Below are 26846 nucleotides of genomic sequence, written 5' to 3' on the forward strand. Positions count from 1 at the left end.
GCCCCGTCAAGAGCCGTCAGCCGTCAGTAGCGATACCGCTCGTCGTAGCCGCCGTTGTTGTAGTCCTGCTGCTGGTACGGGTACGGCGGCTGGTCCTGCGGGAGCCCCGTGTCGCCATCGCGCTGCTGGGGGACCCACCCCCCGCCGGGCTGCATCCCCGCGTCGGGGGCGTACTGCTGCTGCCCGCCGTACGAGGGCTCCGCGGCGTAGTGGTCGCCGTGGCCCCCGCCGCCGTACTGGTCCTGCCCGTAGGCGGCGTACTGCCCGGCGTACTGCTGGTGCTGATCGGCGTACTGCTGACCGCCCTGCTGCTGACCGCCCTGCTGCTGCTCGTACCCCTGCTGCTGGGAGCCGCCGTACGGGTCGGTGTAGCCCGCGTACGCCCCGGCGTCGTACCCGTACTGCCCGGCTTCCGCGTAGACGTCCTGGCCGTTGCTGTGGCCCTGGGCCGCGGCGTAGTCCTGGCCGTCCTGGGTGCCGTAGCCGCCGTAGCTCTCATAACCGCCGTAGCCGCCGCCGGGCCCGGCGGCGCCCGGCGCCGCCTGCGCGGCGGCCTGCGCGGCAGAGCCGCCGTAGACGCCGTACTCGCCCGTGTCGTCGGGCAGCGGCTCCGGCCGGTACGCGGGCGGCTCCTGCTCGGCCACCGGGACCGCCTCCAGGTCGGAGACCTGGAGCGTCGGCTCGGCGTCCATCGCGGGCGGGGCATCCCTGTCGTGGTCATCGCCGCGGCTCAGCCCCGGCACCCCGCGCAGCGCCCACCCGGCGGCGAAGCCGCGCCGGAAGGACAGCGTGACGTACGTCTGGCCGATCGCGAAGGTGATCGCGCCCGCGCCGATCACCGGCACGGACGGGATGAGCACGCCGACCACCACCCCGAGGAAGCCGGTGAAGGCGAGGAGCCGCCAGCGCAGCCGCGCCTTGTATTGCAGCAGCACCTCTCCCAGCAGCCACAGCGCGACGACGCCAAACGCGATGTAGAGGACCGTCCAGCCCATGCCCGCCCCTCTCGTGCGGCCGCCCGTCGGCTGCCGTCCTCAGGACCGCTGATGCAGTCCCAGATTCTCGTAGATCTCCAGTGTCGCCGGGGAGTGGTTCAGCGTAATGAAGTGAAGTCCGGGAATCTCCTCGGCCATCAACTGCGCGCACAACTCCGTGGCGTAGTCGATTCCGATCGAGCGTACAGCCGCCGCGTCGTCCTTCACCGCCAGGATCCGCTCCGCGAGGTCCGGCGGGAAGGCTGCGTTGCTCAGCTGCGCGAACCGTTCGATCTGCCGAACGTTCGTGACGGGCATGATCTCAGGGATGATCGGCGTCGTACAGCCCGCTGCGGCGACCCGGTCGCGCAGCCGCAGATAGTCCTCCGCGTAGAAGAACATCTGGGTGATCGCGAAGTCGGCGCCCGCGCGGCACTTGTCCACGAAGTGGCGGATGTCGGTGTCCCAGTCCGTGGAGCGGGGGTGCATCTCGGGGAAGGCCGCGACGCCGACGCAGAAGTCCCCCGATTCCTTGATCAGCTGGACCAGTTCGGCGGCGTAGGTGACACCGTCGGCGTTGCGGACCCACTCGCCCATCGGGTCGCCGGGCGGATCGCCGCGCAGCGCCAGCATGTTGCGGATCCCGGCGTCCGCGTACTGTCCGATGACGTTGCGGAGCTCGGCGCGGGAGTGGTTGACGGCGGTGAGGTGGGCGACCGGGGTGAGCGTGGTGTCGGTCGCGATGCGCTCGGTGACGCGCACGGTCCCCTCACGGGAGGAGCCGCCCGCGCCGTAGGTCACGGAGACGAAGGTCGGTGAGACGGCTTCGAGCCGACGGATGGCGTTCCACAGTGTCTGCTCGCCCTTCTCCGTCTTCGGGGCGAAGAACTCGAAGGAGTACGACTGCTCGCCTGACGCGAGCAGATCACGCACCGTCCGCGCGCGATCCGTCCTGGTGGAAGCTGTGCCAAGGGCCATACGGGAAGGTTAGCCAGCACTGGGGCGCACGCCCAGTGGACCGAGGCGTTATGCCCTTTTCGCCGGGTCCTGGTCCGCACTGCGGACACCCTGCCGCCGACGGGCGGCCAGGGCGCCCCGCACCGGCGGCCCGCACCGGCGGCGCTCACAGGTCGAGAGCGCGCACCCGCTTGGCCAGCTCGGCGGCGGCCGCGCCGGGGTCGTCGGCCTCGGTGATCGCCCGCACCACGACGACCCGCCGGGCCCCCGCCTCCAGCACCTCGTCCAGATTCGAGGCGTCGATGCCGCCGATGGCGAACCAGGGCCGCGCGGGCTTCAGGGCGGCGGTGTGGCGCACCAGCGACAGCCCGGGGGCGGACCGCCCCGGCTTGGTGGGGGTGGGCCAGCAGGGCCCGGTGCAGAAGTAGTCGACGCCGGGCTCGGCGGCCGCGGCCTCCGCCTCGGCCGGCGCGTGAGTGGACCGCCCGATCAGCGCATCCTCGCCGAGGATCGCGCGCGCCGCCGGGACCGGCAGATCGCCCTGGCCCAGATGCAGCACATCGGAGCCGATGGCATGGGCGACGTCCGCCCGGTCGTTGACCGCCAGCAGCCTGCCGTGGCGGCGGCAGGCGTCGGCGAACACCGCGAGGTGGTCCAGCTCCTCGCGGGCCTCCATGCCCTTGTCGCGCAGTTGGACGATGTCCACCCCCGATCCCAGCACGGCGTCCAGGAACTCCGGCAGATCGCCCTGGCGCCGGCGCGCGTCGGTGCACAGATAGAGCCGGGCGTCGGCGAGCTGCCGGCGGGCGGTGGTGGCGGCGGTGGCCATCGGGACGGCTTTCCCCCTGGATCGGCGGCGTACGGGCCGGAGCGGCCGGCCCGTACGCCGCGGGTGGTGATTCGGCGGTTGGTGATTCAGACGGTAGGGACGGTACGGATGGTGCGAACGGTGCGGATGGGTGCGGCGGGTCGGCCGTGGCTTCGGCTCATACGGCGAGCGCCTGGGCGCGGCGCTTCACCTCGGTGCCACGGTTCTCGCGCAGGGCCTGGGCCGGGGTGCCGGGGAGGCTCGGGTCCGGGGTGAAGAGCCACTCCAGCATCTCCTCGTCGCTGAAGCCGTCGTCCTTCAGCAGTGTCAGGGTGCCCACCAGGCCCTTGACGACCTTTTCGTCACCGATGAACTCGGCGGGCACTTGAAGCACCCGGTTCTCGCCACGGCGCACCGCGATCAGCTGACCCTCCTTGACCAGCTGCCGCACGCGCGTCACCTCGACGCCGAGCCGTTCGGCGACGTCGGGGAGGGTGAGCCAGGCGGGGACGAGAGCATCGATCTTTGCGTCAATCTCGGTCACGGGACAAGCCTGCCATCTAGGACTGACAGTGGGTAGTCGGGCACCCGGCACAGCCTCGGCCCAGCCGCCGTCCGCCGGCCCGCGGCCGGGGGCGCCGCCGGGGCGCGGCGAGGATCACAGGACCGCCGACTTCAGCGGCACCGACGGGTCCACGGCGCGGGCGCGGTCCAGCCGGGAGCCCTGTTCGATCAGCTTGCGGCCCTGGGCCAGATCGCGCGGACGGCCGACCGCCAGCAGGGCGACCAGCGCCCCCTCGCGCAGCCAGCACACCGACCAGGCCGCGCCAGACGGGTCGCCGCGCCAGACGAGTTCGTCGGCGGCCGCGTGGTGGCCCGCGTACTGCACGAAGCGGCCGAACTGCTCGGACCAGAAGTACGGCACCGGGTCGTAGACCGAACCGGTGAAGTGCGCGGTCCGGCTGCCGACCACATTGGTGGCGACGGTGCGCGGCCCCTGGAGGGCGTTGTCCCAGTGGTGCACCAGCAGCCGCTCGCCGTAGCGGGCGGAGGGGAACGACGCGCAGTCCCCGACGGCGTAGACGTCCGGCACGGTGGTGCGCAGCTGTTCGTCGGCGACGACGGACCGGTCCGCGGCCAGCTCGACGCCCGAGCCGGCCAGCCAGCCCGTAGCGGGCCGCGCCCCGATGCCGACGACCACCGCGTCGGCCGGCAGCCGGGTGCCGTCGCCGAGCAGCAGCCCCTGCTCGTCCACGGCGGCCACCGCCGCGCCGGTGATCAGCTCGACGCCGTAGTCGGCGTACCAGTCGGCCATGGGGGCGGCGACCTCGGCGGGGAGGGCGCTCGCCAGCGGGCGGTCGGCGGCCTCCACGACGGTCACGGCGCAGCCCGCCTCGCGCGCCGCCGTGGCGAACTCCGCGCCGATCCAGCCCGCCCCGACCACCACGATCTCGCGCTGCCCGGCGAGCACCGGGCGCAGCCGCTCCGCGTCGTCGAGCGTGCGCAGCAGATGCACCCCCGGCACGCCCTCGGAGCCGGGCAGGGTGATCGGCTCGGCGCCGGTGGCGATCACCAGGACGTCGTACGGCACCGGCCCCGACTCGGTCTCCAGCCGCCGCGCGCCGGTGTCCAGGCCCGTGACGGACACGCCGAGCCGCAACTCGACGCCGAGCGCCTCGAAGTCCACGTCGAAGGCGGAGCCCTCGGCCTTGCCGAGCAGCACGGCCTTGGACAGCGGCGGCCGGTCGTACGGCTGGTGCGCCTCGGCGCCGAGCAGCAGGATGGAGCCGGTCCAGCCCTGGTCGCGCAGCGCGACGGCGGTCTGGACTCCGGCCATTCCCGCGCCGACGATCACCACCTGCCGGCCGTTGCTCTCCGGGGATGCCGACTTCGTCGTCGTCTCATCGCTCACACGATCACTCTAGGACGGTGTGCGGTGCCGACCGGAGAACCGACGGACGAGATCTCCGGCACAGCGGGCACTGGCACACCCCGTGGCCGGGGGCTCGCCCTTCCGGGCGGTTCCGGCCTCGTACTAGGGTGGCGGGACGAAGCTCTCGCGGGAGCCCGGACGCACCGGGCTGAGAGGGAGGCTGAAGCGGCCTCCGACCGTACGAACCTGATCCGGGTCATGCCGGCGAAGGGAGGGGCGTCACGCCCATGCACGCATCATCACGTACGCCGTCACGCACATCCTCGGGTACGCGGCCATCCTCGGGTACGCGGCCGGACGGGTCGTACGACGCGCTGGTCATCGGAGGCGGCGTCATCGGCCTGGTCACGGCGTGGCGGGCGGCCCTGCGGGGCCTGCGCACCGCCGTCGCCGACCCGGCGCCCGGCGGCGGCGCGGCCCAGGTCGCGGCGGGGATGCTCGCGGCCGTCACCGAGCTCCACTACGGCGAGCAGACGCTGCTCGCGCTCAACCTGGCCTCCGCGCGCCGCTATCCGGACTTCGTGGCCGAGTTGGAGGAGGCGAGCGGCCAGGACGTCGGCTATCGCGCCTGCGGCACGCTCGCCGTGGCCTTCGACCCCGACGACCGCGCCCAGCTCCGCGAACTCCATGACTTCCAGCGGCGGCTCGGGCTGGAGTCGCAGTGGCTGACGGGGCGCGAATGCCGCCGCCTGGAGCCGATGCTCGCGCCGGGCGTGCGCGGGGGCCTGCGGGTGGACGGGGACCACCAGGTCGACCCGCGGCGGCTGGCGGCGGCGCTGCTGACGGCGTGCGAGCGAGCCGGGGTGGTCTTCCACCGGTCCCGCGCGGAGCGGCTGACGCTCTCGGCGGACCGCGCGACCGGCGCCGAACTCGCCGACGGCACACGGCTGGCGGCCGAGCGTACCGTGCTGGCCGCGGGCAGCCTCAGCGGACGGCTCGCGGGCGTCCCCGAGGACGCGCTGCCCCCCGTGCGCCCGGTCAAGGGCCAGGTGCTGCGGCTGCGCGTGCCGCCCGCGTACGCACCGTTCCTGTCCAGGACCGTACGGGCCGAGGTGCGCGGCGGGCATGTCTATCTGGTGCCGCGCGAGAACGGCGAGCTGGTCGTCGGCGCCACCTCGGAAGAGCTCGGCTGGGACACCACGGTCACCGCGGGCGGCGTCTACGAACTGCTGCGCGACGCCCATGAGCTGGTGCCCGGCATCACCGAGCTGCCGCTCGTCGAGACCTGCGCCGGGCTGCGCCCCGGCTCCCCCGACAACGCGCCGCTGCTGGGCCCGAGCGCGCTGCCCGGGCTGTCCGTGGCCACCGGCCACTACCGCAACGGCGTTCTCCTCACCCCCGTCACGGGCGATGTCATGGCCGAGGTGCTGACGCGCGGTGAGCTCCCGGACGAGGCCCGGCCGTTCTCACCGCGGCGCTTCCCCGCCGCCCACCCCACCCCACCCGTACCGCAGGAGCAGCCCGCATGAGCGCCTCCATGACCGTCTCCGTGAACGGCGAGCCCCGCGAGCTCCCCGGCGGCACGACCCTCGACCTGCTGGTCGCGGAGCTGACCCGGGCGCGCTCGGGGGTCGCCGCGGCAGTCAACGAACAGGTCGTCCCGCGCGGCCAGTGGCCCGCCACCCCGCTCGGCGACGGGGACCGGGTCGAGGTCCTCACCGCGGTCCAAGGAGGCTGAACCCCGGATGGCCGAAACGATGCACAACACGACGTACACCACGATGCGCCCTGCCCCGGACCCGGACCCGGACCTCGATCCGGACCCGCTCACCATCGCGGGGACCGCCTTCTCCTCCCGTCTGATCATGGGCACCGGCGGGGCGCCCAGCCTGGAGATCCTGGAGCGCTCGCTGCTGGCCTCCGGCACGCAGCTCACCACCGTCGCGATGCGCCGCCTGGACCCCACCGTGCAGGGCTCGGTCCTGTCGGTGCTCGACCGGCACGGCATCCGCGTGCTGCCCAACACCGCCGGGTGCTTCACGGCCGGGGAGGCGGTGCTGACCGCCCGGCTCGCGCGGGAGGCGCTCGGCACCGACTGGGTGAAGCTGGAGGTGGTGGCCGATGAGCGCACCCTGCTCCCCGACCCGGTCGAGCTGCTGGACGCCGCCGAGACGCTGGTGGACGACGGCTTCACCGTCCTGCCGTACACCAACGACGACCCGGTGCTGGCCCGCAGGCTGGAGGAGGTGGGCTGTGCCGCGATCATGCCGCTGGGCTCCCCCATCGGCTCCGGTCTCGGCATCCGCAATCCGCACAATTTCCAGCTGATCGTCGAGCGCGCCACGGTCCCGGTGATCCTGGACGCGGGCGCGGGCACCGCCTCGGACGCGGCGCTCGCCATGGAGCTGGGCTGCGCGGCGGTGATGCTGGCGTCCGCCGTCACCCGGGCGCAGGAACCCGTCCTGATGGCCGAGGCCATGCGGCACGCGGTCCGGGCCGGACGGCTGGCCCACCGAGCCGGCCGCATCCCGCGCCGCCACTTCGCCCACGCGTCCTCACCCGCCGAGGGGCTCGCCGCGTTCGACCCGGAGCGCCCGGACTTCGGGTAGGCCGGTGAGCGGCTAGCGTGGGTGGCATGGTGGCCGACCGGATCGAGCGCGAGGTGTACATCCCGGCGCCCGTCGACCGCGTATGGCGGGTGCTGACGACCCCGGAGCACATCCGCGCCTGGTACGCGTTCGGGGGCTGCGAGATCGACCCGCGCCCCGGCGGGACGCTCCGCTTCCGCTGGGACGAGCAGGGCGAGTTCCACGGCCGGGTGGAGCGGGCGGTGCCGGACGCACTGTTCCGCTTCCGTCTGGCCAGCGAGCCGGACCAGCCCCTGGGCGCGGCGCCGGGCGACTCGACCCTGGTGGAGTTCGCCCTCTCCCCCGAGGGCCCCGGCACCCGGCTCCGCCTGGCCGAGAGCGGCATCCGGGCACTCGCGGTCCCGGACGCCGCGAAGGCCAAGCACGCGGAGTACGCGGCGGCGACCTGGACCACCGCGCTGGAGGAACTGGCCGCGCTGGCCGCCGCGTCCCACAACTAAGACTTGATCCGCAGTTCACCAGGGGGTGAGCTGTGGACTGCACGCGGGGCGGGGTCCGGGCTTTCCGACGTGGTCACGCACGGGGCGTGTCTCATCCGGGGTCGCTCGGTCCCGCCGTCCGGCGTTCGGTGAGCAGAGGTCCCAGGCTGACGTGGGACTGCCACGCGACCAGCACCCCGAGGGGTGTTCTGGCACGGTGTGGTTGACTCACTCAGGGCCTCTTCCAGCCCTTCGTTGAAGATGATCTGTGCGTGCCGCGACCTGGCGGAATCCAGTCGGGCCGTCTTGGGGTCGTCGGGGTCGGCCAGGTCCACGAAGGCGGCCAGCGCTGCGGATACCAGGTCGCGTTTGCCGACGAGTGCGCAGGCAATGCACTTGTGTTCCCGGTCGCGCAGGGACTTGGTGACGCGCTCGCCGCACAGGCAGTGCTGGGACAAGGCCGTTGACCAAGTGGAGGCGCGTACGAGGCGGCCACCGGCGGCCTTACATTCGATGTCCAGGGCGGAGATGAGCGTGCCGGGCGTGGTCTGGGAGAGGCGCTTGCCCCACAGCCGGTACCAGGTGCGGATGTCGCAGTCCTCCACCGTGAGACGGGGGCCGTGGACGGCGATGATCTCCCGTGCGATCTGGCGGGCGCGGTGGCGCCGGTACTCGGCAGCGGACGCGGCGGCTTCGGCCTGGCGGGCGCGCATCTCCCAGTAGTTGCGGGACAGCCAGTCGCGGCGGAACGCCTGCTTCGGCACCCCATCCAACCGTGCGGCACGTGCACCGCCCGGCACCGTCACGGCCTTGGGCCCCAGACCCTTCGCCGCCCGGCGCTCCGCCCTTCGGGCCTGTCTCTTGGACAGTCCGTACTGGGTGGCGTTGGTGGCCCGGCGGGAGCGCTCCAGCGCCCGCGCGCGGGCCCGCTTCTTCTTGGCCTCCTTCTCCAGCCGCACCCGCTCCTGTTCGGTCAGCGTGATCTCCGAGGAGGCCGGGGTGCCTTCGTCGAGGTCCAGGGATGCGGGGAAGGAAACGACAGACAAGTTGGAGACGTTGCCGTCCACCCCGCCGATCCGGCCCAGCTCGGCGGCGCGCTGCCGCATCTGCCGGACAGCCGGGGAGGCGTGACCGGGGCGGAGGACCATCAGGCGCGCCTCGTACACCCAGCCGCCAGGCGCGGATGCCTTGCGACGGCGTACGAGATCCACCTTGTGCCAGCAGCGCGGATCGGCGAGGAAGTGCTCCACCCTGGCCCACTGGCCCGGCCCCTGCGGGATACGGACGGGCAGCACGAAGTCACCGCGCCTGCCGACTGGCCCTCCGGCGAACACCACGGCCAGCGGGCCGGTGTGGTCCCACCAGTTCGCCTTCCGCATGCCCGGCTTCCCGGCGGCGGCGAGCTTGCCGGTGGGGACCTTGCCACCCGGCACAGTCGGCTTCGGCATCCGGCGCGGCTGCATCAGGTCGTGCCGGCCGCCGTCGGTGTAGGCCATGGCGTGCCCGTGGAGGGTCCCGACCAGGCGAAAGGTCTCCCACTTGTTCTCGGTGGTGTGGGAGCGAGCGCGGCCCGGAATGCGGGTGAGGTCGTACCACCGCCCGACTTTGGGGCGGCCAAAGCGCTTGCCTGTGTTGTCGGCGAACAGGTGGCGGGACACGCCGTTCCACACCTCGTCAGCGATGTGCATGGCGAGGGCCTTGCTGGCGTGGTGCTTGAGGTGTCCAGCGTTCTCCAGATGCCGGTAGGCGCAGCGTTCCAGGGCCTCACGGGACAGGCCGAGGCGCTGGCGTACAGCCTTCGCGCCATCTCGGTCGCGCTCGTGCTTCGCCGCCCAGTAGGCATCGACCTTGGCGCGGGCGTCGCGCTGAACGGCCCGCTTGCTCGACCACATCGCGCCGAACAGCTTCTCCAGCCGGGCCAGGTCGGTGGGGTCGGTCACGGCCAGACGCAGCACCATCACGGACACGATCCCGTCGTCGGGCTTTGTCCACTTCGAGGCCTTGTTCTTCCCCCGGAACTTCCGCGTCTGCGCAGCCCCCGTGACCGTCACCCCCCCCCAAGAATTAGTTGACCTAAGAACACTACACGATGAATTCAGCTATGACAATCAAGGTAGAGTGGGTGAATGAGCGCTGAGATTCCTGGTTATCTCGACGCACGGCAGACGGCAGAACGTCTGAAGATCACCGTGCAGCACGTCTACAACCTGAACAGCTCCAACAACGACTTTCCCAGCGCCCTTTACGTGGGGCGCACCCCGCTGTGGCCGGAGGACCGAATCGATGCATGGCGGAAGCGGCACCCGCTGCGTGGAAAGCAGATGAGCTAAGCGCGCGGTACGCGGCAGTCCAGTGCAGGGGCGGACCGGGGCCGGAGCCTCAAGCGCGTCCGCTCGGCGTGGGCACGTCTGCCCATCGAACTCGGGGCTTGTCCGGTAGGGAGCGCCACTGATCCCGCACGGCCGGAGGCTACGGGGGAGCATCTCCGACCATGCGGGCGTCATTAGCAGGTCAGCCGGTGTCGTGACCGGTCCCGATGAGGTAGCCGCCGAGTCCGGCAACCACCATGAAGGTGGCCAGGACCAGCGGCCCGGCGAGTCGCCCCTGACACGCCACGGCGCGACGCCAGCAGGCGCCCCAGCGTCCGGGGGCGCGGTGCGTGGCGGGCGCCTGGCTGACGGTGCTGGCGCTGCGGGCCGGGGGCAGCGTGGCCGTGCCGTGTCCGTTCGGGGTGTGCACGGAGGCCGCGCGCCAGTGACGCTCAACGGTCACAAGGAACTGACCATGATTCGGTTCTTGTTGCTGGGTGCGGAGGATGGCCCAGCGCGCAACGAGACCGGGATCGCTGTCCACCCGCCCCGACGTGGCCGGGCACGTCATGCACTCGGCGCGATAGATCCCGTCCAGCGCACCCTGCGCGCGTTCGGCACTGAGCACCAGGTCCAAGCTTCTCAGGATGGTTCGCGTCACTGCCACGCCCCCGACGCGAACCGGCAGGGACGGGTGATGATCTCCCGATAGGTGAAGTGCTCCGGGTTCGCCTTCAGGTGACCGGTCGCCCACGTGTGCGCGGCGGCCTGGTCATCGCTGGCCTCCCCAGCCTGCTCGCACACCGCGCACTGCATGGTGAACGTGAGCGGTTCGGCATCAGGCTCGGTATCGGGGATGAGCTGGAACTCACAGAAGCGGCAGATGGCCCGAGTCATCTCCCCCCCTTCCGGCGGGAGCCCTCCTCTTGCTGTGATCGGGGTGTCGTCTCAGTAACACCGCACAGTCGGTGACCTTGCTCAGGTCCCCCGTTCGACGCGCCGCTTCCTTCTCGCGCTCCAGGCGGGCGCACTCCACACAGTTCGCGCTCATGACACTCCCGCCGCACGCCGCGCCTCTTCCAGCCGTCGCGCTATGTCACACGACTGGTCGGGCGTGCACGTCTCGCATTCGGCCCGGTGCATGAGATACGCCGCTTGAAGTTGCTGAATGTCGGCGGTGCGGGGGTGTTCGGAGACTTCGCGCTCAGGCAAGGCAACCCCCCGCCGAGCGAAGATCTTCCGGGCGTGCCTGCCATTCCTTGCCTCCGAACTGGAGCCCGAGCATGACGTATGGTCCACCCCAGCTCATGCAGATACCGACACGATCTTCGGCCATATCTCGTACGAGCGACACCACGTTCGGGTGACTGTGGCTAATCTTGCTCACGGCTGCCTGCCTCTCACATCAGGTGGTCCGCGCCCCCGGGCCCGACGCACATCGGTTGCGGGGGTACTTGCTGACTAGACGTCAGACCCTAGAAAGAGGCAGGGGTGCCGGTCATTAGCGAGTTGAAGCAGATTAGGAACCTGCCATCACCGCTACTCGCGTTCTGCAGTAGCGGCTACGCAGTAGTGCCACGAACTACTGCATAGCGTGTAGTCAGGCAGCGACGCCAAGTATCGCCATGATGTGGCGCTGCTCTCCCGTAAGCCTCCGCTTGCGCTTGCGGGCAATCTTCTCCATCACGTCTCGCGCGTCCTTCTGATGACGCAGCCACTCGGCGCCCTGCTGATTCTCGATGGCCGTCAACCGTTCGAAAGCCTTGTCGAACTCTCGAACTTCGATGTAGGCGGACGCCACGGTGAGCCTGTGGCGGTTCTTGTCTGTCCCGGAGAGACCAGGGGTTTTCAGTAGGGCGCGGTCAGACAGTTGGGCTTTGTCGGTCGATTCTTCGATGACGCGGTAAGGGTCACCGTCCGACTTGATCAGTTCCTCTTCGAGGGTCTTCATACCTACTACAGTTGAGTCGAACCCCGCGAAGCGCTGAACGCCGACGGGCTTCACACCTAGCGCGGAGGCAGCAGACGCGGCAATCCGACCCGCTTCTCCCGCAGCGTCATCCCGGTTGTTCCGGACGGCGGAGGCAGCACTCGCAAGGGCCAGCCAACCCCACACGACCAGCCGTTCCGGTTCCGCCGTTGAGATGCGCGGCTCTACGCGGTCTGCCGCCTCTACCGCCACGCGCTCAGCCTCATCCAGACGACCCTGCCGCAACAGAAGATAAGACATGGCCGCAACGGCGAATGCTGCCGTATTGGTGTCGCCAATCTCGCGAGCGTCACGGATCGCGCCGGACAGGGCACGGTACGCAAGATCGTATTGCCGGACTTGCGTCAGATAGCGCCCCCCCGAGAAGGTACGCCTCAGCCCGTGTAGCCAGTGCTCGGTTTCGCTCTTCTCCGCTATCGAAATGGAACACGGCGGAGTCAGCGTCACGGATAACCTGCGGAAGCCTCTTCGCGAGTGCCCTAAAGCCCAAGGTGTCGTACGCTGCTGCCCCGCTCCTGATCACCTCCAAGAGCGCGGGCAAGTCGGGCTCTTCGCTTGTTTGACGCGTTGGGTCTGTCAGGCTGATTGGAGGAGTGAGAGTGTTTCGCAACTCGACGAGCCCAAGCCGGGAACTGTCTTCGTTGACGGGATCGGGAGTGTCCGGCGCCATGAGCTGAGAGGTCTTGACGTGAAGGGCGCGGGCGATTTTGTTCAGCGTCTCGATGCGGACGCTTCCGCCTTGCTCCAGTTTCGCGACAGTGGAGGGTGCGAGCCCCGCGGTATACGCAAGGGTTTCCTGAGTGATTCCGGCCGCCATCCTGTGGCGCCGAAGGTTCTCGCCAATTTCCGGTAACATCTCTTACCCGCCTAACTCGAACGGCATTGGCTCAACTACACGGTACGCCGCTGTAGTCCCAAGCGCCAAAGGTCGATGACTGGTTGCACCCTCGCATGACCGCCGCAACGCGAGAGATATATATTTTGTCATGAAATGCGAGGAAAGACCCTTCCGGCTGCGCGCCGAGGTCGTCAACGAAGGCTTATGCCACGCCGGATGTGGCCCCGTATCAGCCATCAGGCACAGCCAGTACGGGGCATGGTAGGTCAGCCCACGGCACGGCCATCTCGGTCGGCATGGTCTCGGATCTGCGATTGCCCAGAATCCGCGAGCGGCGAATACCGGCGCCGCAACGAGGGTGCCAGCCCCTCGTCAATCGGAGGAATCTTCGGGATAGCGCTGCCCCGGGCCTTCACCGCTCCAGACCGTCGCTCTTGCTGCGCTGGCGGCGCTGGTTGAATCGCTTCGGGACAGGGCCCGGCATGGCACCACCTCCAATAACTGGTCATTTAAGGATGATTGAGGACAGAATGCATGGGGCGAGGCGCGCGCGAAGCGTGGTAACTCCGAATGCGCGCGACGCCGCCAGACGTGCCGCTAGACTTCTGTGAGCGGATCAGATGCCAAGGAGGTGTAATGGAACGGAACGAGTCCGAACTCCCAAGTAGATGGGAACTGGGGTTCTTGGACACACTGGTTTCCTCCTCCGAAGAAGATCTACTTCGTGCCCCTATGGGCGGAGGAAAGTCACACGCCTTCGTCAATGCCCTCGTAGCCCTCAGCGAGCTCGAAATCCTCGACGAGGGAGACCATGCGCATGCTCGCGTTAAGTCTGCCGTTGAAGACTTGCGCTTGGCGTCCACAGCGCAGGAACGGCGCTGTGCGGTGCAGCGGTTCCTCGCAGCACTGGCCGAGTTGATCGCTTGTCTCCTGCGTTTCCTCGGACGGTTGCTGATCTTGCTGTTGTCCCGGCTACTGGGTCGGGCGGCAGCAGATGAAATACCGCTCTGGACGCCCGAGCCGATCGACGCATCACCGCAGATCACGCCTCGGGGGCCCAACCTTGCCTTCCTCGTGTACACGCACCGGGGCGGGTTCCGTCGCAGCGCGCTGGGGAGCGCCGTACTAGCTGCCTGATCGCGACCCGCCGACCGATACTAGGTCGGAAGGCTCTCCACTATGTTCCAGCTTCCGGACGGGGCTCCTTGGGGTTCCGTACTGGTTGTCGCCGTCCTCGGGCTGCTGCTCCTCGGACTGAGGGCGCTTGCGCGCGAGCTATGGCCCCAAGACTCCGAGCACCGGAAAGAGTTGTTGCTAGACCGGCAGCGGGAGCGTGCCCGGCGTCGGCGAGAGATCAACTGGCGAAAGCGTGACCGCCGTCAGCGAGAGATCAACCGTCGGGAGTAACCACCGAGCGGGGACGGGCGAGGCCATCGCGTGGAGGCTTCGCCCGTCGTTTCCCGGGACCGTGGCACGTCCTCGCACACCTCGGCCGCCGCGTCGCGGGCCACGGCCAGCAGGGTCTCAGCAGCCCCGCCCATTACCGAAGTCCTGGTCTCCATACCCATTGGGGAGCGCAAAGGGTGCGAGACAGTCTCGACCTGCTGCGATACCGCCGCTGTCGATCACTCCACAACTACCTGTCTGGAGCGTGGAGCATCGGGAAGGGGCGGGGCAGGGGCAAGATCCACCGGAACACGCCCTCGCGGCAAGGCCGAACGCGGCGAAAGCCGCACCCCCGCGACGCCCGGTGTCACCGTTCGGCACCAGTCCCGCGGCCGGGCCGCGCTGGTGTCCGGGCGTGCCGGATCGGGCTCGTAGACTCCTCTCTCGTGGATACGACCCTGCATGACCCCCTGGTCGGACAGCTGCTCGACGGCCGCTACCGCGTCGACGCGCGCATCGCGGTGGGCGGCATGGCGACGGTCTACCGGGCCGTCGACACCCGGCTCGACCGGGTGCTGGCCCTGAAGGTGATGCATCAGTCGCTCGCCGTGGACGACGCCTTCGTCGAGCGCTTCATCCGCGAGGCGAAGTCCGTGGCCAGGCTCGCCCACCCCAATGTGGTCGGCGTCTTCGACCAGGGCACCGACGGCTCCCACGTCTATCTCGCGATGGAGTACGTCGCCGGGTGCACGCTGCGCGATGTGCTGCGCGAGCGCGGGGCGCTTCAGCCGCGGGCCGCGCTGGACATCCTGGAGCCGGTGCTGGCCGCGCTCGGGGCGGCGCACCGCGCGGGGTTCGTCCACCGCGACATGAAGCCGGAGAACGTGCTGATCGGCGACGACGGCCGGGTGAAGGTCGCCGACTTCGGGCTGGTCCGGGCCGTGGATTCCAACACCAGCGCCTCCACCGGCACCGTGCTGGGCACCGTGTCCTATCTCGCGCCCGAGCAGATCGAGCACGGCACGGCCGACACCCGCAGCGATGTCTACGCCTGCGGCGTGGTGCTCTACGAGATGCTGACCGGCGCCAAGCCGCACACCGGCACCACCCCGGCGCAGGTCCTCTTCCAGCACCTCAACGAGGACGTGCCTGCGCCGTCGGCGACCGCGCCCGGGGTCGCGCCCGAGCTGGACGGCCTGGTCGCCAGGGCCACCGCGCGCGAGGTCGCTCAGCGCCCCGCCGACGCGGTCGAGCTGCTCGGCCTCGCGCGGGCCGCGCGGGCCGCGCTGACCGAGGAGCAGCTCGACGCCGTGCCCCCGCAGGCCAGGGCGGACGCGCACGACGGCTCCGAGGACCGTACGAGCGTGATCCCGCGCCCGGTCGGCGGCATCGGGGGGCCGGTGCCCGCCGATGAGCAGCAGCTCAATCTCACCAGCAGGCTGGAGCTCCCGCCGGAGCCACCGCAGACCGGTCGTCCCCGGCAGTCCGCCGGCCGCGGCCGGCTGCCGCGCCGCGGGATCGTGACGATCGTCGTCGGCGTGCTGCTCGCGCTCGGCATCGGGGTGGGCGTCTGGTACATCAATTCAGGCCAGTTCACCAAGGTGCCCTATGTGCTGGGCAAGTCCGAGGCGGACGCCCGGAAGAAGCTGAAGGACGCCGGGCTCGAGGTGAAGGTCGCCCGGGAGTTCAGCGATGTCGTGGACAAGGGCAAGGTCATCAAGACCGACCCGGGCGGCGGCAAGCAGATTCGCAACACCGGCACGGTGACGATCCACATCTCCGACGGGCCGCCCCGCACGCAGGTCCCCAATGTCGTGGGCATGCCGCTCACGGAGGCGAAGCAGCAGATCTCGGACGCGAATCTGTCCATCGGCGAGGTGACCCGGACCTTCAGCTCCGAGACGCCGCAGGGCTCGGTGCTCAGCACCGACCCGAAGGCCGGCACCACTCGCCGGCCGAACACCACCGTGGGGATCGTGGTCAGCCGGGGCCCCGAGATCGAGATCCCCGATGTGGTCGGCGAGTCCGTGGACGACGCCAGGTCCGACCTCGAGGACGCGGGGTTCAAGGTGAAGATCGCGGAGGAGCGGGTGTTCTCGGACGAGGACGAGGGCTCGGTCGCGGAGCAGTCCTCCTCGGACGGGGACACCAAGGGCGCCAAGGGCGACACCATCACCCTGACCCTGTCCAAGGGCCAGGAGATGATCGAGGTGCCGGACGTCACGGGCGAGTCCGTGGACGACGCCACGGCGGCCCTGGAGGCGGCGGGCTTCGAGGTCGACGTGGACAAGCCGCTGCTGTTCCCCGGCGACACGGTCACCGACCAGTCGGTGGACGGCGGGGACGAGGCGCCCAAGGGCAGCACGATCACGATCAAGGTCAAGGGAGTCCTCTAGGCGCCGGCCCCCGTGCGCCGGGCCCGAGCCCGGCGCACGGGGGCCGGGCCGGGGCTGGCACTCTGGGCTCGTGAGTACGTCCAAGAAGCGCGCCCGCGACCGCAATCCGGTCGGCGGCCATATCCGTGTGGCCGGCGGCCTGGCCGCCATCGGTCTGCCGTACACCCGAGACATCGGCGCCGAGGTCGTCCAGGTCTTCGTCGCCAATCCGCGCGGCTGGGCGACCCCGCGCGGGGTGGCGGCGCAGGACGAGAAGTTCCGCGCGGCGTGTGCCGACCAGTCCATCCAGGCGTATGTGCACGCCCCCTACCTGATCAACTTCGGCTCGCACACGGCCGAGACGGCCGAGCGGTCGGTCGACTCGCTGCGCCACTCGCTGCGGCGGGGCCGCGCCATCGGCGCGCCGGGCGTCGTGGTCCACACGGGCTCGGCCACCGGCGGCCGGGCGCGGCCCAAGGCGCTCGCCCAGGTACGGGAACGGATGCTGCCGCTGCTCGACGAGCTCACCCACGACGACGACCCCTGGCTGCTGCTCGAGCCGACCGCCGGACAGGGCTCCTCGCTGTGTTCGCTGGTCGAGGATCTCGGACCGTACTTCGACGCGCTGGACCGCCATCCGAAGCTGGGGGTCTGCCTGGACACCTGCCATGTCTTCGCCGCCGGTCACGACCTGGCAGCCCCGGGCGGGATGAAGAAGACGCTGGACGAGCTGGTCTCGGTCACGGGCAAGGGGCGGCTGAAACTGATCCATGCCAATGACTCCAAGGACGTCGCCGGGGCCCACAAGGACCGGCACGAGAACATCGGCGCGGGATATATCGGCGCCGATCCGTTCCGGGAGCTGTTCCGGCATCCGGCGACCAAGGGGGTGCCGCTGGTGATCGAGACCCCGGGCGGCAAGGAGGGGCACGCGGCGGACGTGGCGCGGCTCAAGAAGCTCCGCGACGACTGACAGGCGTCGGGAATGACAAGCGTCGGGAATACCCCAGGGGGGTATGGTGTTTCCGCCAGGCGACGGACACGCCACTACCCTCCGGGGGGATCCGATGGAGCACCACGGCCACGCCACCCACGACGGCCACGCCGACCACAGCGAACACACCGGCCATGCGGATCATGGCGGCCACAGCGGTCACGCCCCGGCGAGCTGGGCCATGGCCATGCAGGCCACGCTGCACTGCCTCACCGGCTGCGCCATCGGCGAGGTCCTGGGCATGGCCGTCGGCACCGCGCTCGGCTGGCACAACGTCCCGACCATGATCCTGGCGATCGCGCTCGCCTTCGTCTTCGGCTACTCGCTCACCATCCGCGGCGTCCTGCGCGCCGGGCTGGACCTGCGGGCCGCCCTTCGGGTCGCGCTCGCCGCGGACACCGTCTCGATCGCCGTGATGGAGCTCGCCGACAACGCGACCATCCTGGTCTTCCCGGGGGCGATGGACGCGACGCTGGCCGACGCGCTGTTCTGGCTCAGCCTGGCGCTGTCCTTCGTGGTCGCCTTCGCCGTGACCACCCCCGTCAACCGGTGGATGATCGGCCGTGGCAAGGGCCACGCCGTGGTGCACCAGTACCACTGACGCCGCCGGCACCGCCGACCGCCGACACCTGGAGCTCCGGGCTGACGCCTAGAGCTCCGGGCCGTCTCCCGGCTGCTCCTGGTAGGAGTAGCGCTGCTCGCTCCACGGGTCGCCGATGTTGTGGTAGCCGCGCTCCTCCCAGAAGCCGCGGCGGTCGGCGGTCATGTACTCCACACCCCGGACCCATTTGGGCCCCTTCCAGGCGTAGAGATGGGGGACGACCAGCCGGACCGGAAAACCGTGCTCGGCGGTGAGCAGTTCGCCGTCCTTGTGCGTGGCGAAGATGGTCTTCTCCGCGGTGAAATCCGAGAGCCGCAGATTCGAGCTGAAGCCGTACTCCGCCCACACCATCACATGCGTGACCCCGGGAGCGGGCGGCGCGAGTTCCACGATCCGGCGCGCCGTCACGCCGCCCCATTCCGCGCCCAGCATGCTGAATTTCGTCACGCAGTGCAGATCGGCCACGACGGTGGAGTACGGAAGCGCCGAGAACTCGTCATGCGTCCAGGCGTGCTTTTCCCCGTCGGCCGTGGCGCCGAAGACCCGGAACTCCCAGCGGTCCGGCTTGAACTTGGGCACCGGCCCATAGTGCGTAACCGGCCAACCGCGTTGCAGCCGCTGCCCCGGAGGCAGCGATCCGAGCTCCCCCTCGCGGCTTTCCGACTGACCCATGGGCTCCATGGTGTCAGACCTTCGGGGGTGGTCGTGACCAGGGCGGCAGCTATCCGGGCAACTCGTACTAAGCGTGCACTTACTGGACGCCCCGGATGGGCGGTGCGACGATGCGCACAACCGGCCGTCCCCGTTCGGATTGGAAGGAGCCCCTTCGATGCAGGGCGACCCCGAGGTCCTCGAGTTTCTCAACGAGCAGCTGACCGGCGAGCTGACCGCGATCAATCAGTACTTCCTGCATTCGAAGATGCAGGAGAACTTCGGCTGGACGAAGCTCGCGACGTATACCCGGGCGGAATCGTTCGACGAGATGAAGCACGCCGAGGTGATCACCGACCGGATCCTTCTCCTGGACGGGCTGCCCAATTACCAGCGGCTGTTCCATGTGCGCGTGGGCCAGTCGGTCACCGAGATGTTCCAGGCGGACCGCCAGGTGGAAATCGAGGCCATCGACCGCCTCAAGCGCGGCATCGAGGTCATGCGAACCAAGGGCGACATCACCTCGGCCAATATCTTCGAGGACATCCTCGCCGACGAGGAGCAGCACATCGACTATCTCGAAACCCAGCTCGCGCTGATCGAGAAGCTCGGCGAGGGGCTGTACATCGCCCAGCAGATCGAACAGCCGGACACCTGAGCGGAGACCTGACCGGAGACCCGGTCAGGGCGTTACGCGGCTTCCGCGACCTGGGGCCCGGACGCCGACGCGACGGCGGGCATACCGGCCGGGCCGAGCGTGGCCGGCGACTCGCGCCGGGGGCACGCCCCGCGGCCCAGCAGCGCCTGGATGCGCCGCACACAGGAGCCGCAGTCCGTGCCGGCCTTGCAGGCGCCGGCGATCTGGCGCGGGGTGCAGGCGCCGGACTCGGCGTGCTCGCGCACCTGCTTCTCGGTGATGCCGAAGCATGAGCAGACGTACACGCGGCTCTCCAGATCGATCAGTGAGGTAACCCTTACCTTACCGTCCCCCCGGGAGGGCGGACAACGCCGATGGGGCACGGATCGTTGTGATCCGCGCCCCATCGCACCGTTCAGTCCCGGTATGTCACCGGCCTCGGCATGTCACTGGTCGCGGTACATCTCCGCGACCAGGAACGCCAGGTCCAGCGACTGGCTGCGGTTGAGCCGCGGGTCGCAGGCCGTCTCGTAGCGCTGGTGCAGATCGTCGACGAAGATCTCGTCGCCGCCGCCCACGCACTCGGTCACATCGTCGCCGGTCAGCTCCATGTGGATGCCGCCCGGGTGGGTGCCGAGACCCTTGTGGACCTCGAAGAAGCCCTTGACCTCGTCCAGCACGTCGTCGAAGCGCCGCGTCTTGTGCCCGGACGCCGCCTCGAAGGTATTGCCGTGCATCGGGTCGCAGACCCAGACCACCTGGGCACCGGAGGCCGTGACCTTCTCCACCAGATCGGGCAGCTTGTCGCGGACCTTGTCCGCGCCCATCCGGGTGATGAAGGTGAGCCGGCCGGGCTCGCGGTTCGGGTCGATCCGCTCGATCAGCGACAGCGCCTCTTCCGGCGTCGTCGTCGGGCCGAGCTTCACCCCGACGGGGTTGCGGATCCGCGCGGCGAACTCGACATGCGCCCCGTCCAGCTGGCGGGTGCGCTCGCCGATCCACACCATGTGGCCGGACACGTCGTACAGCTCGCCCGTACGGGAGTCCGTGCGGGTCAGCGCCGACTCGTAGTCCAGGATCAGCGCCTCGTGCGAGGCGAAGAACTCGACGGTCCTGAACTCCTCCGGGTCCACCCCGCAGGCGTTCATGAAGTTCATCGCCCGGTCGATCTCGCGCGCCAGCGCCTCGTAGCGCTGCCCCGCGGGGGACGACTTCACGAAGTCCTGGTTCCAGGCGTGCACCTGGCGCAGGTCCGCGTAGCCGCCCGTGGTGAAGGCGCGCACGAGGTTCAGCGTCGAGGCGGAGGCCTGGTACATCCGCTTGAGCCGCTGCGGGTCCGGGATCCGGGCCTTCTCGGTGAACTCGAAGCCGTTGACCGAGTCGCCGCGGTAGGTCGGCAGCGTCACCCCGTCGCGGGTCTCGGTCGGCTTGGAGCGCGGCTTGCTGTACTGGCCGGCGATCCGCCCGACCTTCACCACCGGGATCTGCCCGGCGTAGGTCAGCACGGCGCCCATCTGCAACAGCGTCTTCAGCTTGTTGCGGATCTGGTCCGCGCCCACGGCGTCGAACGCCTCGGCGCAGTCGCCGCCCTGGAGCAGAAACGCCTCACCCCGGGCCACGGCTCCCAGACGCTCCCGCAGCTGGTCGCACTCGCCCGCGAAAACGAGCGGCGGATAGGACTCGAGCTCGGCGATCACCTCGCGCAGAGCCGCTTGGTCCGGCCAGTCGGGCTGCTGCGCCGCGGGGAGAGACTTCCAGGTGTGGCCACCGGTGTGGGTTTCAGCGTTCACGGTCACGCCAGCAAGGTTACGGGGTCCCCACGCGCGTCCAGCCCCCTGCCCACGGGTTGAGACACCTTCCGCCGCCCCGGCCGCGGGCCGCACGGCTCCCGTCCGGCGAGCGACCACGCGGCGGAGCCGCATATCGATACTGTCCCGCGGGGCTCCTCGGCGCTACAAAGAACTCATGGGGGATGACATCAGAAACGAGTTCTCGGGGACGGCTCACACGGTCGTTCAGGCGGGCTCGATCGAACGGCTCACGATGGCCGGGCCGCCCGCCCCGCCGCCGGAGGCACTCGCCGGGCTGCCGCCCGCCCCCGGCGCGTTCACCGGGCGGCGGGAACCGCTCCAGGAGCTGCTCGCCGGACTGAAGCCGAAGAGCGGGCCGCGTGGCCGGAGGGGCCGCGGACCCGCGAGATCCACAGTCCGGGCCTGGGCCGGCCAGAAGAACGCCATCGCCCTCTCCGGGCCGGCGGGCGTCGGCAAGACCGCGCTCGTGCTGCACGCCGGGCACACCGCCAGGGCCCGCCGCTGGTACGGCGCCGAGCTGTACCTGGACCTGCGGGGTTACGAGCGCCGGCCCGACGACCGGGTCTCGGCGTACGACGCGCTCGGCTCGTTCCTGCGGGCGCTGCGCGTGGCCCAGCGCGACATCGACGGCCGGAGCGTGGGGGAGCGCCATCGCCTGTACCGCAGCGAGATGAGAGCCCTGGCCGAGCGGGGGCGCCCGGTGCTCGTCGTGCTCGACAACGCCGCCTCCATAGAGCAGGTGGCCCTGTTGCTGCCGCCGCACCCCAGGAACTGCTGCGTGGTCGTCGGACGGCACATCCTGGCCGGGGGCGTGCTGAGCGGCGTGCGCCAGCATCAATTGGACGTCCTGACCCAGGACGAGGCGGTCGCGTTCCTCGCCGCCTCGCTGGGGGCCGCCGACCCGGCGGACCTGCGGGTGAGCGGGCACCGGCGGGACGCGCTGCGCCTCGCCGAGCTGTGCGACCGGCTGCCGCTCGCCCTGGACGTGGTCGCGGCGAGGCTCGTCACCACACCGGGGCTGCCGGTGGGCGAGCTCGCCGACCGGCTGCGCGACGAAACCCGCCGCCTCGACGCCCTGCGCGCCCCCGACGCCGCACCCGCCCCCTCGTCAGCGGTGCGCTCGGCGTTCGCGCTCTCGTACGAGCGGCTGCCCGCCGCCGAGGCCCGGCTGTTCCGGCTGCTCTCACTCCACCCGGGCCCGCACCTCTCCGCCGACACCGCCGCGGCCTTGACCGGCGAGCCCGTCGCCGAGGTCGAACCCCGGCTCGAGGAGCTGCGCCGCGCGCACATGATCACGGAAGGGCGCGCCCGCACCTACCGCCTCCACAGCCTGGTGCGGCTGTACGCGGCCGAGCGCGCCGCCGCGCGGGAGCCGGCGGCGGCCCGGCACGACGCGATCGGGCGGCTGGTCGCTCACTACGCCGACCGGGCGGGCGAGGCCGACGCCTGGCTGCGCCCGTCCTCGGAGCGCGGACAGCGGCTGCGCAGCGGTGCCGAGCGGTCCCTGCTCACCAGCCGTCCGGCGGCCCTGTCCTGGCTGGTCACCGAGCGCCTGTGCCTGATCGCGGCCGTGCGGCTGGCCCACGCGAGCGGGCACGACGCCGCGGTCACCGCTCTGGCGCTGCGCCTGACCGCCTTCTTCGACCTGTACAAGTTCTGGGACGACTGGCTGGACACCCATCAGCTGGCGGCGGAGGCCGCGCACCGCTCGGGAGATCCGGCGGCCGAGGCGGAAGCACTGTTGCGGATCGGCACCGCGCACCGCCAGCAGGCCCGTCGCGCACCGGCGCTGGAGGCTTACACGCAGGCGCGGCGGCTGTGGACGGAGGTCGGCGACGAACGGCGAGTCGCCGAGGTGTGGGGCGAGGCGCTGCGCGTCCTCCAGCAGTGCGAGGACGACCTGGCTTCCCAGGCCCGCCCCGTCGACCGGGCAGCCGTCGAGGCGTACGAAAGGACGGTCGAAAGCTTCGCGGACGGGGCGGATGAGGCGGGGGGCTTCGAGGGCGCCGCCCGCGCCGCCGTACTGAGCAACCTCGGCAACCTCTACGCCGACGACGCGGTGGCCGACTTCACCGCCGCGCTCCGCTGCCACCAGCGGGCCCTCGCACTGCGCGAGCGCGGCGGGGACCTTCGCGGCCAGGCCCAGTCCCTGGCCAATCTGGGACATGTCCACTACCAGCGGAACAGCCAGGACGACCTGGCGGCGGCCACGCGCAGCTATGAGCGGGCGCTCGGCCTCTTCCAGGAGGCCGACGACGCCCACGGCGAGGCGTGGACCGCGTACAACCTGGGCCTGGTGGCCCTCAAGGCCCGGTCCGCGCGCCGGGGCGGCCCGGGCGGCCTGCGCCCGGTGAGACGGGCCAGGCGCCACTGGCGCAGAGCCGTCCGACTGCTGGAGAGCCATGGCCTGGGGGCGGAGGCACACCGGATCCGGATCGGCCTCGACCGCCTCCGGCCCGGCCAGGGCCGGCGGACACGGATCGCCGGGCTCGTCCGGAGCGCCGGCCACACGTTCGGCGTCGCCCTGACGGCCGTGGTGGTGGGCGGGGAGTTGCTCCCGGACGCGCCGGACCGCTCCGCCGTCGAGCACCACCCGACGGACTTCCTGTCCGACCTGGGCCTCCCCGCCGACTCCGGCATCGCCGGGCTCGTCGCGGACGTGATCGAGGATTTCGGGGATCCGGTCCCCGATTTCGGAGTGGACTACGTGAACGACGACGACGCGGCGCCCGACCCCTCGGGCGGCGGCGGTGGAGGCGGGGGCAGTGGGGGCGAGGGCGGTGGGGGCGAGGGCGGTGGGGGCGGCGACCACCACGGTGGCGGTGGGGGCGGCGACCACCACGGTGGCGGCGGGGGCGGTGGAGGAGGAGGCAGCCACCACAGCAGTGGCGGCGGTGGGCACGACCACGACGACCACGGCCACGGTGGCCACTGGGACTGACATCGGCGGGCCGCGCGGGAACACACGGGCGGAAACATGGGGTAGGGTCCGGCCCATGTTCGCGCGACTGACCATGACCTGGTGGTGGACCGCTCATCCGGCGGCCCACTGATCGCGCGTACGCACCGACACCGCGAAGGCCGCCCGAGGGGCGGCCTTCGGCGTTTCCGCGGGCCGTTCCTCCCTCCCGGAAGGAACCACCGCAATGCACAGTGATCCGCACCACGACCCCCGTGCGATCATCCGGCGGCTGCTCTCCGCCGACTGCCCGCCCTTCGCCCTGCTGCACCGCCGTACGCCCGGCCACGCACCCGACACCGTCGAGGTGCTGCTGGGCCCCGTCACCGAGGTGGAGCGGCTGACCGACATCCCGCTGCCGACCGGGGCACCGGGCACCGGCGCGGGTGCGCACGACGCACTGGCCCTGGTGCCGTTCCGGCAGATCCGCGAGCGCGGGTTCGACGTGCGCGACGACGGGACGCCGCTGGCCGTGCTGCGCCCCGAGGAGACGTACGAACTGCCGCTGGGCGAGGTGCTGGACGCGCTGCCCGCGCACGAGGTACGGGTCGAGGGCGGGGCCTTCGACGTGGCCGACGACGCGTACGCGGAGATCGTACGGCGGGTCGTCGAGGACGAGATCGGCACCGGCGAGGGCGCGAACTTCGTGATCCGCAGGACCTTCCGGGGCGAGATCCCCGGCTTCGGCCGCGCCGACGCCCTCGCGCTGTTCCGGCGGCTGCTGGCCGGGGAGCGCGGCGCGTACTGGACGTATGTCGTCCGCCTGGCCGACGGCCGGACGCTGGTGGGCGCCAGCCCCGAGGTGCATGTGCGGATGTCCGGCGGGACGGTCGTGATGAACCCCATCAGCGGGACCTACCGCTATCCCAGCGACGGGGCCCGGCTCGACGGGCTGCTGGAGTTTCTGCACGACCGCAAGGAGGTGGAGGAGTTGTCCATGGTCGTGGACGAGGAGCTGAAGATGATGTGCACCGTCGGCGACATGGGCGGCGTGGTGGTCGGCCCCCGGCTCAAGGAGATGGCGCACCTCGCGCACACCGAGTACGAACTGCGCGGCCGCTCCTCGCTCGATGTGCGGGACGTGCTGCGGGAGACGATGTTCGCGGCGACGGTGACCGGCTCGCCGGTGCAGAACGCCTGCCGGGTGATCGAGCGGTACGAGCCCGCCGGGCCGGACGGCGCGGGGCGCGGCTACTACGCGGGGGCGCTCGCGCTCATCGGGCGGGACGCCGGCGGCGCGCAGACCCTGGACTCGCCGATCCTCATCCGCACCGCGGATATTGACTCCGACGGCTCCCTGCGGGTGCCGGTCGGGGCCACGCTCGTACGCCACTCCGACCCGCACGGCGAGGTCGCCGAGACCCACGCCAAGGCGGCCGGAGTCCTCACCGCCCTCGGGGTGCGCCCTTCCCTCGCGGGGCGGGCCGACGGGCCCGCACTCCCCCGGCTCGCCGACGACCCGCGGGTGCGGGCGGCCCTGGATGCCCGCCGGGCCGACCTCGCCCCGTTCTGGCTGCGCATGCACACGCCCGAGGATGCCCCGCGGGCGGGTGCGCAGCCGGCCGGGCACGCCCTGGTGGTCGACGGCGAGGACACCTTCACCGCGATGCTGGCGCACCTCCTGCGGACCACCGGGCTCACGGTGACCGTGCGGCGGTTCGACGAACCGGGCGTGCGGGAGGCCGCGCTGGCGCACGAGGGCCCCGTGATCCTCGGCCCGGGCCCGGGCGACCCGTCCGACACGGCCGACCCGAAGATGCGGTTCCTGCGCGGGCTGACGGCGGACCTGGTGCGCGGGCACCGGCACGGGCTGCTGGGGGTGTGCCTGGGGCACGAGCTGCTGGCGGCCGAGCTGGGGCTGGAGATCGTACGGAAGGACGTGCCGTTCCAGGGTGCGCAGGAGCGGATCCAGCTCTTCGGGCGCGAGGAGACCGTCGGCTTCTACAACACCTTCACCGCCCGGTGCGACGGGGCGGCGACGGGTGAGCTGGCGATGCACCGGGTGGAGGTCAGCCGCGACCCGGTGAGCGGCGACGTACACGCGCTGCGCGGGCCGAACTTCGCGGGTGTGCAGTTCCATCCCGAGTCCGTGCTGACGCTCAACGGCGCGACGATTGTCGCCGAGCTCCTGGCGGCCGTCCTGGTGTGACGCCGGCCCCGGTCGGCCCCGGCTGCCTGCGGCGCGTGTCCCCTACCCGCCCCTTCCCACAACTGGGGGCAAGCCCCCAGCCCCCGTAGATATGCGGCTCCGCCGCATGGGGAGAGGCGGAGCCCCGCCGGAGGCCAGGCGGCGCAGCCGGGGCCGCAGCCCGCCAGGGCCCAGGGGGCGCAGCCCGGGCCGGGCCCCACCGAGGCCCGGTGCCGGGGCTGGGGCGCGGCCCCGACCGAAGTCCGCCGGAGGCAAGGGCACAGCCTCCGTCGATATGCGGCTCCGCCGCATGGGGAGGGCGGAGCCCCGCCGGAGGCCAGGGCGCGGCCCCCGGCCGAAGTCCGGCGGGGCCAGGAGTAGTCCCGGCCGCAGCACGCCGGGGCCAGGGGCGCAGCCCCGACCACACCCCGTCGAGGCCAGGGGCGCGGCCCCCACCGCAGCCCTCCCGGGCCAGGCGGGGGTCAGGG

The 26846-nt window shown here is 71.1% G+C and carries 25 protein-coding genes, 1 pseudogene and 1 riboswitch; of the genes and pseudogenes, 13 read left to right on the forward strand and 13 right to left on the reverse strand.

Annotation, left to right across the window (positions count from 1 at the left end; translation table 11 throughout):
- Window positions 1–23: 23 nt before the first annotated feature.
- From ACZ4WQ_RS01740 to ACZ4WQ_RS01760, 5 genes are all read right to left on the reverse strand, one after another.
- Window positions 24–995: a hypothetical protein gene (locus ACZ4WQ_RS01740; protein WP_398370132.1), complete on the reverse strand. Its 972-nt coding sequence runs from the start codon at window positions 993–995 to the stop codon at window positions 24–26.
- Window positions 996–1034: 39 nt separating this feature from the next.
- On the reverse strand, window positions 1035–1952 hold the full coding sequence (gene metF / locus ACZ4WQ_RS01745; RefSeq protein ID WP_311724722.1) for a methylenetetrahydrofolate reductase [NAD(P)H]: 918 nt from the start codon (window positions 1950–1952) through the stop codon (window positions 1035–1037).
- Window positions 1953–2097: 145 nt separating this feature from the next.
- Window positions 2098–2760, reverse strand: a complete 663-nt coding sequence (gene thiE / locus ACZ4WQ_RS01750) for a thiamine phosphate synthase (RefSeq protein ID WP_311724721.1) — start codon at window positions 2758–2760, stop codon at window positions 2098–2100.
- A gap of 157 nt (window positions 2761–2917) precedes the next feature.
- Window positions 2918–3283, reverse strand: a complete 366-nt coding sequence (locus ACZ4WQ_RS01755; RefSeq protein WP_311724720.1) for an Rv2175c family DNA-binding protein — start codon at window positions 3281–3283, stop codon at window positions 2918–2920.
- 114 nt (window positions 3284–3397) lie between these two features.
- Window positions 3398–4576 carry an NAD(P)/FAD-dependent oxidoreductase gene (locus tag ACZ4WQ_RS01760; protein ID WP_385348908.1) on the reverse strand — a complete coding sequence of 393 codons (1179 nt, stop codon included), beginning with the start codon at window positions 4574–4576 and terminating at the stop codon, window positions 3398–3400.
- A 212-nt stretch (window positions 4577–4788) separates the two neighbouring features.
- A riboswitch (TPP riboswitch) is annotated at window positions 4789–4902 on the forward strand.
- Here ACZ4WQ_RS01760 and thiO point away from each other — a divergent pair.
- From thiO to ACZ4WQ_RS01780, 4 genes are all read left to right on the forward strand, one after another.
- On the forward strand, window positions 4900–6141 hold the full coding sequence (thiO, locus tag ACZ4WQ_RS01765) for a glycine oxidase ThiO (RefSeq protein WP_398370129.1): 1242 nt from the start codon (window positions 4900–4902) through the stop codon (window positions 6139–6141). Its footprint overlaps the riboswitch before it by 3 nt.
- An 8-nt stretch (window positions 6142–6149) precedes the next feature.
- Window positions 6150–6350 carry a sulfur carrier protein ThiS gene (gene thiS, locus ACZ4WQ_RS01770; RefSeq protein WP_385348906.1) on the forward strand — a complete coding sequence of 67 codons (201 nt, stop codon included), beginning with the start codon at window positions 6150–6152 and terminating at the stop codon, window positions 6348–6350.
- A 43-nt stretch (window positions 6351–6393) separates the two neighbouring features.
- Window positions 6394–7221: a thiazole synthase gene (locus tag ACZ4WQ_RS01775; protein WP_398370530.1), complete on the forward strand. Its 828-nt coding sequence runs from the start codon at window positions 6394–6396 to the stop codon at window positions 7219–7221.
- Window positions 7222–7247: 26 nt separating this feature from the next.
- On the forward strand, window positions 7248–7700 hold the full coding sequence (locus ACZ4WQ_RS01780; protein ID WP_398370127.1) for an SRPBCC domain-containing protein: 453 nt from the start codon (window positions 7248–7250) through the stop codon (window positions 7698–7700).
- Here ACZ4WQ_RS01780 and ACZ4WQ_RS01785 read toward each other — a convergent pair.
- Window positions 7697–9637: a transposase gene (locus tag ACZ4WQ_RS01785; protein WP_468021920.1), complete on the reverse strand. Its 1941-nt coding sequence runs from the start codon at window positions 9635–9637 to the stop codon at window positions 7697–7699. The genes ACZ4WQ_RS01780 and ACZ4WQ_RS01785 overlap by 4 nt on opposite strands.
- A 168-nt stretch (window positions 9638–9805) precedes the next feature.
- Here ACZ4WQ_RS01785 and ACZ4WQ_RS01790 point away from each other — a divergent pair, with 168 nt between their 5' ends.
- Window positions 9806–10009 carry a helix-turn-helix transcriptional regulator gene (locus ACZ4WQ_RS01790; RefSeq protein WP_398370123.1) on the forward strand — a complete coding sequence of 68 codons (204 nt, stop codon included), beginning with the start codon at window positions 9806–9808 and terminating at the stop codon, window positions 10007–10009.
- 181 nt (window positions 10010–10190) lie between these two features.
- On the opposite strand, the gene ACZ4WQ_RS01795 is transcribed toward ACZ4WQ_RS01790, so the two are convergent.
- The 4 genes and pseudogenes from ACZ4WQ_RS01795 to ACZ4WQ_RS01810 form a co-directional block, all read right to left on the reverse strand.
- Complete coding sequence (locus ACZ4WQ_RS01795; RefSeq protein WP_468021921.1) at window positions 10191–10655, reverse strand: DUF7848 domain-containing protein; 465 nt, start codon at window positions 10653–10655, stop codon at window positions 10191–10193.
- On the reverse strand, window positions 10646–10885 hold the full coding sequence (locus ACZ4WQ_RS01800) for a DUF7848 domain-containing protein (protein WP_398370121.1): 240 nt from the start codon (window positions 10883–10885) through the stop codon (window positions 10646–10648). The genes ACZ4WQ_RS01795 and ACZ4WQ_RS01800 overlap by 10 nt, the downstream gene beginning before the upstream one ends.
- Window positions 10886–11588: 703 nt before the next feature.
- On the reverse strand, window positions 11589–12425 hold the full coding sequence (locus ACZ4WQ_RS01805) for a hypothetical protein (protein ID WP_398370562.1): 837 nt from the start codon (window positions 12423–12425) through the stop codon (window positions 11589–11591).
- A gap of 229 nt (window positions 12426–12654) precedes the next feature.
- Window positions 12655–12834: pseudogene (locus ACZ4WQ_RS01810) on the reverse strand (helix-turn-helix domain-containing protein); the annotation flags it as partial.
- 618 nt (window positions 12835–13452) lie between these two features.
- Between ACZ4WQ_RS01810 and ACZ4WQ_RS01815 the strand changes: the two are divergent.
- The 4 genes from ACZ4WQ_RS01815 (at window position 13453) to ACZ4WQ_RS01830 (ending at window position 18172) form a co-directional block, all read left to right on the forward strand.
- Complete coding sequence (locus tag ACZ4WQ_RS01815) at window positions 13453–13953, forward strand: hypothetical protein (protein ID WP_398370119.1); 501 nt, start codon at window positions 13453–13455, stop codon at window positions 13951–13953.
- 695 nt (window positions 13954–14648) lie between these two features.
- Window positions 14649–16598, forward strand: a complete 1950-nt coding sequence (gene pknB, locus ACZ4WQ_RS01820) for a Stk1 family PASTA domain-containing Ser/Thr kinase (protein WP_385348873.1) — start codon at window positions 14649–14651, stop codon at window positions 16596–16598.
- 70 nt (window positions 16599–16668) lie between these two features.
- On the forward strand, window positions 16669–17550 hold the full coding sequence (locus ACZ4WQ_RS01825) for a deoxyribonuclease IV (protein ID WP_398370116.1): 882 nt from the start codon (window positions 16669–16671) through the stop codon (window positions 17548–17550).
- A gap of 94 nt (window positions 17551–17644) precedes the next feature.
- Window positions 17645–18172 carry a DUF4396 domain-containing protein gene (locus tag ACZ4WQ_RS01830; RefSeq protein ID WP_398370114.1) on the forward strand — a complete coding sequence of 176 codons (528 nt, stop codon included), beginning with the start codon at window positions 17645–17647 and terminating at the stop codon, window positions 18170–18172.
- A gap of 48 nt (window positions 18173–18220) precedes the next feature.
- Here ACZ4WQ_RS01830 and ACZ4WQ_RS01835 read toward each other — a convergent pair whose 3' ends face one another.
- Window positions 18221–18844, reverse strand: a complete 624-nt coding sequence (locus ACZ4WQ_RS01835) for a sulfite oxidase-like oxidoreductase (RefSeq protein WP_311724712.1) — start codon at window positions 18842–18844, stop codon at window positions 18221–18223.
- Between the two features lie 157 nt (window positions 18845–19001).
- On the opposite strand from ACZ4WQ_RS01835, the gene bfr reads away from it, so the two are divergent.
- Window positions 19002–19481, forward strand: a complete 480-nt coding sequence (gene bfr, locus ACZ4WQ_RS01840; protein ID WP_311724711.1) for a bacterioferritin — start codon at window positions 19002–19004, stop codon at window positions 19479–19481.
- 32 nt (window positions 19482–19513) lie between these two features.
- Here the strand turns inward: bfr and ACZ4WQ_RS01845 are convergent, their stop codons facing one another.
- Complete coding sequence (locus tag ACZ4WQ_RS01845; protein ID WP_311724710.1) at window positions 19514–19765, reverse strand: (2Fe-2S)-binding protein; 252 nt, start codon at window positions 19763–19765, stop codon at window positions 19514–19516.
- 141 nt (window positions 19766–19906) lie between these two features.
- The gene (locus tag ACZ4WQ_RS01850; RefSeq protein WP_385348862.1) at window positions 19907–21256 is read right to left on the reverse strand and encodes a class II 3-deoxy-7-phosphoheptulonate synthase; all 1350 of its coding nucleotides are present in this window, start codon (window positions 21254–21256) and stop codon (window positions 19907–19909) included.
- Between the two features lie 169 nt (window positions 21257–21425).
- Here ACZ4WQ_RS01850 and ACZ4WQ_RS01855 point away from each other — a divergent pair, with 169 nt between their 5' ends.
- From ACZ4WQ_RS01855 to ACZ4WQ_RS01865, 3 genes are all read left to right on the forward strand, one after another.
- On the forward strand, window positions 21426–24212 hold the full coding sequence (locus tag ACZ4WQ_RS01855; protein ID WP_398370111.1) for a hypothetical protein: 2787 nt from the start codon (window positions 21426–21428) through the stop codon (window positions 24210–24212).
- A gap of 55 nt (window positions 24213–24267) precedes the next feature.
- Window positions 24268–24324, forward strand: a complete 57-nt coding sequence (locus ACZ4WQ_RS01860; RefSeq protein WP_106516695.1) for a trp operon leader peptide — start codon at window positions 24268–24270, stop codon at window positions 24322–24324.
- Window positions 24325–24417: 93 nt separating this feature from the next.
- Window positions 24418–26379: an anthranilate synthase family protein gene (locus ACZ4WQ_RS01865; protein ID WP_385348857.1), complete on the forward strand. Its 1962-nt coding sequence runs from the start codon at window positions 24418–24420 to the stop codon at window positions 26377–26379.
- Window positions 26380–26846 lie beyond the last annotated feature (467 nt).

It is taken from the genome of Streptomyces sp. NPDC028305 (assembly GCF_055569495.1).